The organism is Burkholderia stagnalis, from assembly GCF_902830275.1.
Classification (GTDB): domain Bacteria; phylum Pseudomonadota; class Gammaproteobacteria; order Burkholderiales; family Burkholderiaceae; genus Burkholderia; species Burkholderia stagnalis.
In genome coordinates this window covers 91,371-103,773 of the sequence record NZ_CADESW010000027.1, presented here as the reverse complement: position 1 = coordinate 103,773, position 12,403 = coordinate 91,371, and the positions used below count along the sequence as shown (strand labels likewise).

The following is a 12,403-nucleotide window of genomic DNA, read 5'->3' as shown; positions in this document are numbered from 1 at the left end:
CTGCAGATCCGGTAGATGTCGACGCCGACGTCGTAGAGCGACATCGCATTGCCGACGAACGGAACCATGTACAGGCACTGGACGAAAATCTCGAGGCCGTGGTTCTTGACCGATTCGGCGCGGGCGGCGACCACCTTCGGCGATGTCGCGGGCGCGGGAACCGGGCTGACGATCACGCGCCGGGCTTCGGCGTTGTGCTGGAGGGCTTGGGGGATCTGGCGCTGAGGGGTACGGAGGGTTTCGGGGCCGGCCATGGACTTATTCTTTGTCTGGAAGAATCGGATGGAATGCAAATCCAGGGTCAAGACGACGCAATGGTCGTGGTCAAGCTTTGGGCGAGGACCGGCGTAGAAGTCGTCGCATGGCTGGCCATTGAGCCTACGGCCCGCTGTTCGAGCGCGTTGAGTCCAGCGCGGCCGAGTGCCGCGACATCGCCCTCGGCAACACTCGCGGCAACGCTCGACGCCGTCGCCTTGATCGCAGTTGCCGACTCCGCAATCCGCGCAATCGGCGCGGCCATCGCGGGCCCGACGAGACTGGGAACGGCATCGCCAGCGTTACCTGCGCCCCTGTCCAGTTGTGCCGCGCCAATCGGATCGCTCCACTTGCGCGCCTTGTCCTGCAGATCGTGATCTTCCTCGAGATACTCGACCGTGCCGCCGCCGCGCGGCACGGTCGCCAGCGTGCCGCGTCCGTTGGCGTCGAGCCGGCCTTCGCGCCACGAACCATCCGGAAACGTCACACGGTATGGCGCATGCCTCACCGGCTCGCCGTTCGGATACGCGTGCCAGAGTTGCATGCCGGTCTGTTCCTGCTTCGGCATCAGCGGCAATGCCTGCCGCTGGGTAGCGGACGGCTCGATGCGCAACGGCCCCTTCAGCCGGATATGGCCCGCGCTGCCGATCTCGACCTGGCCGCCCGACAGCTTGATGTACGCGCCCGCGCACATCAGCGTGAGCGACTTGGCGGCGTTCAATGTCACCGCGTCCGACGTGCTTGCAATCATTACGCCCTTCAGGGCCGTCAGTTCCAGCGCGTCCCCCTGCGCCTGAACGTCTACCTTGCCAGCCCCCGCGTATAGCTTCATGCCTTGTGCATTCGCGTACATCGACAGCGCATTGCCGGCCGCGACCGTGTAGTTGCCGCCGATCGCTGCATCCGCATTGCCGCCGGTCGTCGTGAACAGATGTCCGCCGGCTGCCAGTTGCATGTGCTCACCGCTCGTGATCGCGACACCCTGCGGCGCGGAGACGAGCAGCACGGCCGCTTCCAGATCCTTGATCCGTGCTTCCAGCAATGCCTGTTGCGCTTCACATGCGGCAACGGTCGCTTTGGCTTTCGTAACCGCCTCGGCCAGGCTATTCATTCTCGATCGTGCCGCATCGAGCTGCTCCCGCGCAACCGCCATGTCGAACGCATGGCCGCCCGCGTTCGACTGGGCATCGGCTGACAGGAACAGCCCCTTGCCTGCGCGCAACACGCCGCGCTCGTCGGTGCGGACTTCGAATCCCTCGCCACGCACCGCTTTGCGGCTATCGACCAGATGACCGAGATTGACCTGCGTCTTCCCGCCGTAGTCAGTCGACAGCTTGATCCCCTCGCGTCCCTTGAAATCTTCGAAACGAAGCTTGTTGTTCGCCTGCGTGCGTATCACGTTGCGTGAATTGAAACCGTCACGGCTCGTCACAAGATCAACGGCCTGGCTGTGGTGATGGGCGTGTGCGATATATGGCCGATTCGGATTCCCTCCGACGAATGCAACCGCCACCTCCGTATCGGCCAGCAGGGGAAAATGGAAGCCGGTCTGATTCCCGCCCGCGAACGGCTTGGCGAGCCGCAATGGCACGCATTCGCCGCCCGCCGGCCAGGCGTCGAAATCGAAATCGAAGCGCACCGTGTACAGACCGGCGCTCGTCAGATTGGCGTACGGCGAAGTGTCCGGCGTCGTGATGCGTGCCGACAACGTGCCGGCGATCGTCGGCCAGTTACGCTCATCGAGCCTCAGGCGGAACGGCCGTCCACTGGGAATGGCTTCGAACGTGTTGACGTATGATGCTTCCCGGCCGCCGGTGTGGCGGACCGATACGATCACGACGCCATGTGGCGCGTCGGCCAGCTTCTCGTCGAGTTTTACGACGAGCCCGGCTGCAAGGTCCACCACCGAACTCCTGCCGGAATACGTCACTTGCCATGCGACAGCGGCCTCATGGCGCAATTGGGCTTCGCGCTTCGCTTCGTCCTCGTCCGGATGATGGGTGCCGAATCGGTAACTTTGGCCCCACGTCGTCGGATCATCACGCGCGACATTGGCTTCCGCGTTGAACCGGTCGTAGGCCTTCTCGGGGTTGTAGTCGGCAACCATGATCGAACGCGGGATCGTTTCGCTATGCGATTCGAGCGCCAACACGGCTTCGTGGCCTGTCTCAAGACCGCTTGCTTCGCGGTATGGAATGGTCACGTTCGGCCGGTACGTATAGGCATCGACGTCGTCGCCGAAATGCAGTTCGTCACCATGCTGTCCGGCGCGGAAGAAGCAGAACAGGCCCGTCTGTTCCATCAGCAGGCGAAGGTAGTCCCAATCGGACATCCGGTATTGCATGCGGAACGCGAGACGTGGATAAGCGCGCCGCAACTTGAACGAAAACTGATGCGAACGGAATTCGTGTCGTCTCAGGATCGATTCGACGATCTCCGGCACGGACTGCTGCTGATAGATACGTGTCGCCTGAGCAAGGCGCAGACGCGCAACGAACGGCTCGACGACGATCCGGTACGACACGAAATCACGCGTCTTGCGTATCTGGCCGAACGCGGTGACGCAGCCTGCGAATTTGCGCGACGCTTCGGCGATGCCGTTCGTTCCCGGCGGCTCGATCGTGAAGGTGGCGGGGCGATTGAGGTAGTCCGCGCGCGTGAGCGCAATCGGGCTCGTCAGCGTCACTTCGATCCGATAGGGCTCGCCAAGCCGTTCCTCGAGCGCGAACGACATGATCGACAGATCTTGCACCCGCGGGGCGCCTGGTACTTCCAGGAAATATGACTGACGACCGGTTATCCACTGCGCCAGCGCGCCTTGTGCGCCTCGTTCTCGTGCCATCGTGTTCTCTCAGCGTTCTGCTTTTTCTCGGAAGCCGAAGGAATAACCGGTTAGCTACGAATACGTCCAGCGAATGGAAACGATTCACAACAATGTTCGTGACGGAACGTCGGTCACAACGCGACAACTCGATCGCAACGGTGGATCCCCCAAAGCCATGAAGTCGCCCCATCCCTCTGCGATAATGCTGCCTCTACCGCGACCTCAACCGCCCCGTACCCGCCATGACGCCCCCGTCCGCCCCGCTCCCCACCGACCTGCCGCCGATCTCCTGCCTGCCCGGCGACGCGCTGCCGTGGCTGCCGATGAGCCCGGACCTGCCGGGCCTCGAGATCAAGTACCTGCACATCAACGCGGCCGAGGACACGCTGACCGCGCTCTTGAAGATGCCCGCTGGCGGCACGCTGCCGCGCCATCGCCACGACGGCCAGGTATTCGTCTATACGCTGCAGGGCGCGTGGCGCTACCGTGAATACGACTGGGTCGCGCACGCCGGCTCGACGGTGCTCGAGCCGGCCGGCTCGGTCCATACGCCGGAGACGCTCGGCGGCGACGGCGCGGACGTGATCACCTTCAACGTGATGCGCGGCGACCTCGTGCTGCTCGACGACGACGGCCGCGAGACCGCGCGGGAGAATTGCCGCGTCGCGCTGCTGCGCCAGCGCAAGCATGCGCGCACGGCGCCGGATGCCGCCGCGCCGTTCGTCACGCGCTGAGCGCAACGGCATCCTCGCCGTTCAAGCAACCGTCGCCACCATCAAAGTCGTACCGGCAACGCCAGCGTCGACTGCCTGGTCGGATCGAACTCGAACTTCACACCGAAGCGTTCGCCCGGATTGACCGGCTGCCCGTACAGGCTGTCGAAGGTATCCAGCACGATACCGATACGATGGCCGGCCGGCACGTCATAGGCTGTCCCGGAAAACTCGATCGGAAAATCGATCGTCGCCCCCGGTGTGGCCCGGTGCAGCGAGCGCGTGCCATGCGTGATCAGCGTACCCACGCCGAGTGCATCGACGTCGTACAGATACGCGACCACCTGGGCACGCGCCTGCGACGGCGTCACGCGCAGGTTCAGCGTCGGAATGCCGCGCAGGCGCATCGGCGATCGGAGCGGCGCGCCTTCATAGCGCACGCCTGCCGCAAGGTTCACCGTCGACAACGCGTTCACCACGGGCGCCCCCACGCTTTCGCCGAAGGTCGACAGCACTGGAATGGGGCCGCTCGTCGCCGTGGTGTCGAAGAGATTCTGGATCAGGTCGGAGCCCGGCGTCCGGTTCGGCGCGCCCAGCAGGTCGCCCGCCGTGCCTTTCGCACATAAGCAGCTCAAATCCCAGCGGATCGGGCCGCGCGGCCCGACGTACAGCGTCTGCGTACTGACGTTGCTGGCCGGCCACGTTTCGAACACATCCCTCGTATCGGTGAACTTGACCTGCATCGAGACCTTCGGCTCGGTATCCACGCCGTTCCGTACGCCCTTCAGCCAGCGGTCGAACCAGCGGTGCGCCTGATCGTACGGATAGTTCGGCACACCGAGCACCGCGCCGCCGACTTCCGCCTGCGCATGAACACCGGAGCTCAACAGCAACTTTTTGGGGCCGGTGAGTGCCGCAAACATCCTCATCGACGAATTCGGCGGGAACATGTCGTCCTGAAAATTCTTGCCGATGAACACCGGCGCGCCGCGCCGGTTGATGGCGTCGATATAGGACGAAGGCGAACGAACCTTGGCCCATGCGCGGATCTCGTTGATCTTGGCTTCGGATGTGTTCGGATCGAGCAGCGCATTGATGTACTGATCCACGATCGGATCGAGACGCCCCGTCACCTTCCCCGACAGGAACAGGAGAGCCGACCAGGTCGCGTTCGGGGAGTCCCCCTGATACAACTGGTCGGCCAGATCGCCCCACCCCGAAAACGCGACCGCCGTCTTCAGCCGTGGGTCATGAGCCAGCGCCAGCAACGACATACCCGCGCCGTAGGAGATGCCGCTGACGGCCAGCCGGTCAGCGTCCGCCTGCGTATTGGCGATCATCCAGTCCACCACCGACGAGACGTCCTGCACGTCCTGCGGACTCGCCACGCCAACCTGTCCGCCCGACAGGTAGAAGCCGCGGGCCGTATAGCTCACGACGATATAGCCATCTTGCGCGAGGCGTTGCTGCTGGCCGCGATATTCGATGAAATCCGGCGCGGCCCAACTGGCGATCATGACGATGCTCGGAAACTTCTGATCCGCGCTGACGATTTTTGGCAGCGCGGCATTCGCGGTCAGCTTCGTACCGTCCGGCATCGTCACGATGAGATTGTTGACCCAGCACGTGCCGTCCTTCGGCGAAACCACCCCCGGAAACGCGGACGTCGTGGTATAGATCGCTGCCTCGGCCGGCGTCGCCGGTCGGCATGCAATCGCGGCATGCGACAAGGACGCCGCCAGCGCCAAACCAAGGCCGGCGAACAAACGCAGAATATTCATAAATTCCCCTTAGCAATAAAAGTAAAGCACAACACCTCTTCATCCGGGCAGTGACGCCCGCCCACCCCAACGCCTATCTAGTTAGCATGCTTTACTAATTTGCTGTCAACACAACTACTCCATTTAGAGCTCGCCACCTAAATTAAAGTGTCATATACCACCACCCTCTCCTCCCGTTTGAATTGATCAATTCAAATTCACATTAGATTTGTCATGCTAACTATATTCATCATGATTGACGCTCAAATCGTCAACAGACTTTTTCATGCCTCACATCTTTTCAGGCCATGAGGCACGCCCTAAAAGATCTCCGGCGAATCCTCTCAAGCAACCGAATCAACGCGGCGAGCGAACGGCACTCATCCGTAAAACATCTGCCAAAGACGCTCGAGCGTGAGATTCGCGCTTTCGATCTCGCGAAATTCCCGCGCCGCCAACGCCGGGGTATCAAGCACTCAGACCACGTCGCCCCTCCCGCTGCCACCACGCGCCGCACTTCAATCCGCTCTAAACGAGGAATGACCGACATGCAACATGAATAGAAATACTGAATGAATTGTTAAAAATGCCTGAAATCAAATCTGAACGAGTTTATCTGCACGCATGCGCTTTTCTTGCGCCACACCGCTGATAGCACTTTCTCTCGCCTGCCGTTCACGCGCCGGACATCTTTCTCCATGACAGGCGTCCCTTCCAGCTTGCGAGCACGAAAGCAGACTCAATCGTCACCGCCATGATTGACCGTCTTGCCGACCAGTACAGGCAAGATGTCCGGGGCAGCTTCTTCTCGTGCCCGCACGACCACCGCCACCGCCGTTCGCGCAGTTTCGAACGGCGGCAAGCCCCGCTTTGACTTCCCCCAGCGCGTGCACTAGATTCGAACGACGCGACTCGACGCGGCGCGCAAGGAGCACTGCCATGACGCCCTGGGAAATTCAAGGCACCGAACTGATGAACTGCAATTGCTCATACGGTTGCCCTTGCCAGTTCAGCGCGCCGCCGACCAACGGCTTTTGCGAAGCGATGGGCGCGATTTCGATCGGCAGCGGCCATTACGGCGACGTGCGGCTCGATGGCGTCAACCTCGCGGTGGTGTTCCAGTGGCCGGGCCCCATCCACGAAGGCAAGGGCAAGTGCCAGCCGATCGTCGACGAACGGGCCAGCCCGGCGCAGCGCGACGCCGTTCTGAAAATCATGACGGGGCAGGACACCGAACCGTTCGCCACGATGTTCTCGGTATTCGCGTCGACGCTCGAGCACGCGTTCGATCCGATCTTCGCGAAAATCGACTTCGACGTGGACGTCGACGCCCGGCGCGGCCGGATTCATGTCGAAGGCATTTTCGACGTCGTCGGGGAACCGATCCGCAATCCGGTGACGGGCGCCGAACATCGCGCCCGGATCGACCTGCCGCACGGCTTCGAATACGAACTGGCCGAGATCGGCTCCGGCACCAGCCGTTCGCGCGGAAACATCGCACTGGATCTCAAGGATACCTACGCGCAATTCGCGCGACTGCACATGAACAACACGGGACTGATCCGGCATCGCACCGCCGCATGATCGGCATCGACGCGCTCCTCAGGCACGAGCGCATCGTCACCGCGCTCGGCATGGCAGCCGTCGTCGCGCTGTCGTGGCTCTACCTGTGGACAGGCGCGGGAATGGGCATGTCGGCGCTCGACATGACGGCCGTCACGCTCTTCCCGCATCGCCTGCCGCACGGCATCGGCAGCATGGATCCGTCGTTGGCGACCGTGATCGTCATGTGGTGGACGATGATGATCGCGATGATGACGCCCGGCGCTACGCCGCTCATCTTTCTGTACCGGCGCGTCTTGCGACATTACGACGGGGCCGACGGGGCATCGCCCGCGCCGTCGCTGGCGCTACTGGCCGGCTACCTGACGGCCTGGCTGGCGTTTTCGATCGGTGCGGCATCGCTGCAGAAAATGCTGCAGCCAACCGGCCTCATTTCGGCAATGATGCTGTGGTCGAAAAGTGCGCTCCTTTCCGCGATCGTTCTGGCCGCGGCCGGGATTTATCAGCTTTCGCCGTTCAAACGCGCTTGCCTCACGCAATGCAGGTCGCCGGTGAAGTTCCTCACTACGCATTGGCGGCCGGGCGTCGCCGGCAGTTTCCGGCTCGGACTGCGCCACGGCCTTTACTGCATCGGCTGCTGCTGGCTGCTGATGGCACTTCTATTCGTCGGCGGCGTGATGAATCTCGTCTGGATCGCCGCGCTGTCGCTCGTCGTCTTCGCGGAGAAGATCCTGCCCGGCGGCGAACGCATCGGCCGCGCGCTGGGCGTCGTATTGATCGCATGGGCCGGCGCGACGCTGCTGGCGTGATCGACATCCTTCCCTTACCGGATCATCGGTGCGGCAATTCGGCTTTCCTTGTCGGGTGCGATGTGCGGCTCGGTTGGCGAATTCGCCCCTGCAAGCACATCGAACCTTGATGGCCGCCGCCGAAACCAAGAATCAGCGTACCGACCATCGGCGTCGACGATCTGGAAACGGCAATGCGCTTCTACCGCGACGGCCTGGGCCTGGAAACGGAAGGCATCGTCGGCACGGAGTTCGAACATGGCGCGGTCTCGTTCTTCGATCTCCATAGCAACCTGAAGCTGGCGTCTTTCGCCGCGCCGACATTGCGCACTACGCCGGAATGCCTGTCTCCGGACGCGGCGCGACCGAGTTCACGATCGGTCACAACGTCGAAAGCGCACAGCCGGTCGACCAAGCGATGCAGCAGGCGGTCGCCGCCGGCGCGCGGCTCGTGAAGCCGGCTGGCACGACCTTCCGGGGCGGTTATTCCGGATACTTTCAGGATCCGGACGGCCGTCTGCGGGAAGTGGTGTTCAATTCGGCCTTCGTTCCCGGGGATTGACGGTCATCGCGCCGGCTCCGTCGGCGGCTCCGCCCGTGTCCCCGCCAGCAGCGCCACCGCACACGCCGCGAGCAGCGCGGCGATCATCAGCATCGCCGGATCCATGCTGCCGGTGCGCGTGCGGATCGTGCCGACGATCCACGGCGTAATCATTCCGCTCGACACGCCGATGCTGCTGATCAACGCGATCCCGCCGGCCGCGCCCGCGCCCGAGAAATACCCGGACGGCATCGCCCAGAACACCGGGTGCGCGGCGAAGATCAGCATCGCGGCCAGCGACAGCAGCGCCATCATCGCGACGATGCTCGGCAGGTGCAGCGTCAGCAGCGCGAGCGCCACCGCGCCGCCGAGCGCGCAGGCGGCGAAATGCCTGCGCCGTTCGCGTTTGCGGTCCGAGCGCCGCGCAATCGCGATCAGGCCCGCCGCGCCGATCGCATTCGGCACGATCGACAGCAGGCTGATATGCACGACGTCGTGGATGCCGAATTCGCGGATCATCAGCGGCATCCAGAACAGCAGCATCAGCAGTGCGGTGGTCAGCGAGAAGTACACGAACGCGAACAGGTACGTGCGCGGCTCGGCGAGCACCGCGCGCAGCGACGCCGCCGCGCGCGCGGGCGCCTGCGCGCGATCGGCCGCGAGATCGTCGGCGAGCCGGCGGCGGTCGTCCGGCGTCAGCCACGCGGCCTGTTCGGGCCGGTCGCACAGCCAGAACCACGCGATCGCGCCGAGCAGGATCGCGGGTGCCCCCTCGATCGCGAACATCCATTGCCAGCCGTGCAGCCCGAGCACGCCCGACATGCCGCGCATGATCCAGCCCGACAGCAGCCCGCCGACCATCCCCGCCACCGCGACGCCCGCGTAGAAGATCGACAGCACCGACGCGCGCCGCCGCGCCGGGTACCAGTACGTCAGATAGAACACGAGGCCCGGGAAGAAGCCGGCCTCGAACACGCCGAGCAGGAAGCGCAGCGCGTAGAACTGCCGCGCGCTGTCGACGGTGATCATCGCGACCGACACCGCGCCCCACAGCACCAGGATCCGCGCGAACGTGCGGCGCGCGCCGAAGCGGCGCAGCAATGCATTGCTCGGCACCTCGAACAGCACGTAGCCGACGAAGAACAGCACCGCGCCGAGGCTGTACATCGCGTCGGTCAGGCCGAGATCCTGCCGCATCTGCAACTGCGCGAAGCCGATGTTGCTGCGGTCGAGGATCGACACGATGTAGCAGACGAACAGGAACGGCACGATGCGCATGCCGATGCGGCGGTACAGCGCGTCGTCCGAGGGCGTGCCGGCATCGGGTGCCACGCCGCGCGCCGCTTCCGCTTGTAGAGGAGCAGACATCGGTTGTCTCCTGAATGGTTTCTGTCCGGCCCGGCCGGATTCACCGCGCCGGGCGGGCCGCCGTCGCTCACGCCCGCCGCGCGGGCTCGCCCTTCACGCCGAGCATCAGCGCAGCGCCGCTCGCGACCAGCAGCGCCGCCAGCAGGTACACCGCGAGATCCATGCTGCCGGTACGGGTGCGAATCAGGCCGATCACCCACGGGCTGACGATGCCGCTCGTGATGCCGATGCTGCTGATCAGCGCGATCCCGCCCGCCGCGGCCTTGCCGGACAGATGCGCGGTCGGCACCGCCCAGAAGATCGGCAGCGCGGCGAAGATCAGCGTCGCCGCGATCGACAGGCACGCGAGCATCGCCGCGAAGCTGTGCAGGTGCAGCGTCAGCGCGGCCAGCGCGAGCCCGCCGCCGACGGTGCAGAAAGCGAAATGCCGGCGACGTTCACCGGTGCGGTCGGAGCGGCGCGCGATCAGGATCAGGCCGACCGCGCCGATCGCGTTCGGCACGACCGTATAGAGGCTCACCGCGACGACGTCGGTCACGCCGAAATCGCGGATCATCAGCGGCATCCAGAAGTTGAGCGTCAGCGACGCGCAGGTCAGCGAGAAATAGATGAACGCGAACAGGTACACGCGCGGGTTCAGCAGCGCGGCGGCGAAGCTGCGCGAGTCATGCGCGCCGTGCGCCGTATCGCGGCCCTGCCCGCCCGCACACAGCACCGTGACGCGCGCCTTCTCGTCCGGCGTGAGCCACGCGGCATCCTGCGGCCGGTCGACCAGGTAGCCGAACGCGACGAACGCGAGCACGATCGCCGGCGCGCCTTCGATCGCGAACATCCATTGCCAGCCGTACAGGCCGAGCACGCCGCTCATGTCGCGCATGATCCAGCCCGACACGAGCCCGCCGAGCACGCCCGCGACCGCGACGCCTGCGAAGAACACCGAGATCGCCGCCGCGCGCCGGTTCGCCGGGAACCACCAGGTCAGGTAGAGCACGATGCCGGGAAAGAAGCCGGCCTCGAACACGCCGAGCAGGAAGCGCAGCACGTAGAAATGCGACGGCGTCGACACGAACATCATCCCCGTCGACGCGAGGCCCCACAGCAGCATGATCCGCGTGAACGTGCGGCGCGCGCCGAAGCGCGCGAGCAGCAGGTTGCTCGGCACTTCGCAGAACACGTAGCCGACGTAGAACACGGCCGCGCCGAGCCCGTACATCGCATCGCTGAAGCCGAGGTCGTGCTTCATCTGCAGTTGCGCGAAGCCGATGTTGATGCGGTCGAGGAACGACACGACGTAGCAGAGGAACAGGAACGGAATGATCCGCCACGCGATCTTGCGGAACAGCAACGCGTCGCCGGAAGCCGATGCGGACGCGGACGCGGCTGCAACCGCCGCTTCGGCAGGAAGGGTCTGGGGCATGTCTCTCTCCAAACACTGCGCGAATCGAGCGCGCAGCAGTCTCCGAGGGCGTGCGTGCGCCCTGCTTTCTTGTGAGATCGAGGATCGCGGCGGCCTCGTTGCGGCCGCCGCTACGGAAGAGCGAGGCATCCGCCCGGACGCCCCGCCGTCAGCCGCCGCTCAGTCCTGCAGCGCGGCCCACATTTCCTTGTCGCGCTCGGCGGTCCAGATGCGCGGATGCGCGATCCCGCTCGCCTCGTCGAACGCGCGCGACACGTCGAACGGCAAGCAGTGCTCGTAGATGAACACGTGGCCGAACTTCGGGTCCATCGCCTCGCGCGTGAGCGCCATCGCGGCCTTCAGGTCGAGCTTGCGCTCGACCGCCTTGCGGCCCTGCGCGAGCAGCGTCGTGACGAAATCCTTCGTGTAGTCGAGGCCCTGGTTCACTTCGGCCGGGTTCAGCAGCGCGGGGCCGCGCCCCGGCACGAGCTTCTCCGCGCCGAGCGCGCGCAGCGCCTCGAGCGTGGCCGGCCACTGCTCGAGCTGCGCGTCGCCGCAATAGCACGCGGCGTCGTATTCGACGAGGTCGCCGGAGAACAGCACCCTCTGCGACGGCAGCCACACGACCGTGTCGCCCTTCGTGTGGCCCGAGCCGAGATGCATGATCTTCACTTCGAGCTTGCCGAGGAACAGCGTGATCTCGCGCTCGAACACGAGCGTCGGCCAGGTCAGGCCCGGCACCGTCTCGACGCCCGCGAACAGGCGCGGGAAGCGCTCGATCTCCGACTTCATGTCGGCCTCGCCGCGCTCGACGATCATCTCGTAGGTGCCGCGGCTCGCGATCACCTGCTGCGCACCTTCGGCGAAATACGCGGACGCGCCGAGCACGCGCACCGCGTGGTAGTGCGACAGCACGACGTGCTTGATCGGCTTATCGGTGACGCCGCGGATCTTCGCGATCAGGTCCTGCGCCATCGCGGGCGTTGCGGTCGTGTCGACGATCAGCACGCTGTCGTCGCCGATGATCACGCCCGAGTTCGGGTCGCCTTCGGCGGTGTAGGCGTATGCGTTTTCGGAGAGCCGGGTCCAGGTGACTTTCTTCTCTTCCAGGTCGGCTTGGGAGGCGAATGCTTTGGCCATGTTGCGTTCCGTGGCTGCGAGCCATGTGTTGAGGGGTTGAGCGGATCATCGTCTC

General features: G+C 64.6%; 10 protein-coding genes and 1 pseudogene. 4 read left to right on the top strand and 7 right to left on the bottom strand.

Features of this window, described 5'->3' with window-relative positions:
• Both HWY45_RS32380 and HWY45_RS32375 read right to left on the bottom strand, forming a co-directional pair.
• Positions 1–254 (bottom strand): hypothetical protein (locus HWY45_RS32380; protein WP_176118422.1); only part of this gene is annotated, 254 nt, incomplete at its 3' end.
• A 47-nt stretch (positions 255–301) separates the two neighbouring features.
• Positions 302–3,097, bottom strand: a complete 2,796-nt coding sequence (locus HWY45_RS32375) for a type VI secretion system Vgr family protein (RefSeq protein WP_230946970.1) — start codon at positions 3,095–3,097, stop codon at positions 302–304.
• A gap of 224 nt (positions 3,098–3,321) precedes the next feature.
• Here HWY45_RS32375 and HWY45_RS32370 point away from each other — a divergent pair, with 224 nt between their 5' ends.
• Complete coding sequence (locus tag HWY45_RS32370) at positions 3,322–3,813, top strand: 2,4'-dihydroxyacetophenone dioxygenase family protein (RefSeq protein WP_059883646.1); 492 nt, start codon at positions 3,322–3,324, stop codon at positions 3,811–3,813.
• Between the two features lie 41 nt (positions 3,814–3,854).
• Here the strand turns inward: HWY45_RS32370 and HWY45_RS32365 are convergent, their stop codons facing one another.
• Complete coding sequence (locus tag HWY45_RS32365; RefSeq protein ID WP_059883647.1) at positions 3,855–5,573, bottom strand: CocE/NonD family hydrolase; 1,719 nt, start codon at positions 5,571–5,573, stop codon at positions 3,855–3,857.
• A 918-nt stretch (positions 5,574–6,491) separates the two neighbouring features.
• Here HWY45_RS32365 and HWY45_RS32360 point away from each other — a divergent pair.
• Together HWY45_RS32360 and HWY45_RS32355 are read left to right on the top strand one after the other, a co-directional pair.
• Entirely contained in the window at positions 6,492–7,136 is a 645-nt protein-coding gene (locus HWY45_RS32360; RefSeq protein ID WP_059807797.1) for a DUF1326 domain-containing protein, read from the top strand.
• Positions 7,133–7,924 carry a DUF2182 domain-containing protein gene (locus tag HWY45_RS32355; RefSeq protein ID WP_059883648.1) on the top strand — a complete coding sequence of 264 codons (792 nt, stop codon included), beginning with the start codon at positions 7,133–7,135 and terminating at the stop codon, positions 7,922–7,924. Before HWY45_RS32360 ends, HWY45_RS32355 begins: the two co-directional genes overlap by 4 nt.
• Before the next feature lie 14 nt (positions 7,925–7,938).
• On the opposite strand, the gene HWY45_RS32350 is transcribed toward HWY45_RS32355, so the two are convergent.
• Positions 7,939–8,163, bottom strand: a complete 225-nt coding sequence (locus tag HWY45_RS32350; protein WP_170304050.1) for a hypothetical protein — start codon at positions 8,161–8,163, stop codon at positions 7,939–7,941.
• Here HWY45_RS32350 and HWY45_RS32345 point away from each other — a divergent pair.
• Positions 8,098–8,465, top strand: a pseudogene (locus HWY45_RS32345) (VOC family protein). The gene HWY45_RS32350 and the pseudogene HWY45_RS32345 sit on opposite strands and share 66 nt — an antisense overlap.
• A gap of 3 nt (positions 8,466–8,468) precedes the next feature.
• On the opposite strand, the gene HWY45_RS32340 reads toward HWY45_RS32345, so the two are convergent.
• The 3 genes from HWY45_RS32340 to HWY45_RS32330 form a co-directional block, all read right to left on the bottom strand.
• Positions 8,469–9,812, bottom strand: a complete 1,344-nt coding sequence (locus HWY45_RS32340) for an MFS transporter (RefSeq protein ID WP_059883649.1) — start codon at positions 9,810–9,812, stop codon at positions 8,469–8,471.
• A 67-nt stretch (positions 9,813–9,879) separates the two neighbouring features.
• The gene (locus HWY45_RS32335; protein WP_059883650.1) at positions 9,880–11,229 is read right to left on the bottom strand and encodes an MFS transporter; all 1,350 of its coding nucleotides are present in this window, start codon (positions 11,227–11,229) and stop codon (positions 9,880–9,882) included.
• 159 nt (positions 11,230–11,388) lie between these two features.
• Positions 11,389–12,348: an MBL fold metallo-hydrolase gene (locus tag HWY45_RS32330; protein WP_059883651.1), complete on the bottom strand. Its 960-nt coding sequence runs from the start codon at positions 12,346–12,348 to the stop codon at positions 11,389–11,391.
• Positions 12,349–12,403 lie beyond the last annotated feature (55 nt).

What these genes read in the sequence shown, in the direction of transcription:
- HWY45_RS32375 (WP_230946970.1), bottom strand. Translation starts at nt 3,097, where the DNA reads ATGGCACGAGAACGAGGCGCACAAGGCGCGCTGGCGCAGTGGATAACC.
- HWY45_RS32370 (WP_059883646.1), top strand. Translation starts at nt 3,322, where the DNA reads ATGACGCCCCCGTCCGCCCCGCTCCCCACCGACCTGCCGCCGATCTCC.
- HWY45_RS32365 (WP_059883647.1), bottom strand. Translation starts at nt 5,573, where the DNA reads ATGAATATTCTGCGTTTGTTCGCCGGCCTTGGTTTGGCGCTGGCGGCG.
- HWY45_RS32360 (WP_059807797.1), top strand. Translation starts at nt 6,492, where the DNA reads ATGACGCCCTGGGAAATTCAAGGCACCGAACTGATGAACTGCAATTGC.
- HWY45_RS32355 (WP_059883648.1), top strand. Translation starts at nt 7,133, where the DNA reads ATGATCGGCATCGACGCGCTCCTCAGGCACGAGCGCATCGTCACCGCG.
- HWY45_RS32350 (WP_170304050.1), bottom strand. Translation starts at nt 8,163, where the DNA reads ATGTTCGAACTCCGTGCCGACGATGCCTTCCGTTTCCAGGCCCAGGCC.
- HWY45_RS32340 (WP_059883649.1), bottom strand. Translation starts at nt 9,812, where the DNA reads ATGTCTGCTCCTCTACAAGCGGAAGCGGCGCGCGGCGTGGCACCCGAT.
- HWY45_RS32335 (WP_059883650.1), bottom strand. Translation starts at nt 11,229, where the DNA reads ATGCCCCAGACCCTTCCTGCCGAAGCGGCGGTTGCAGCCGCGTCCGCG.
- HWY45_RS32330 (WP_059883651.1), bottom strand. Translation starts at nt 12,348, where the DNA reads ATGGCCAAAGCATTCGCCTCCCAAGCCGACCTGGAAGAGAAGAAAGTC.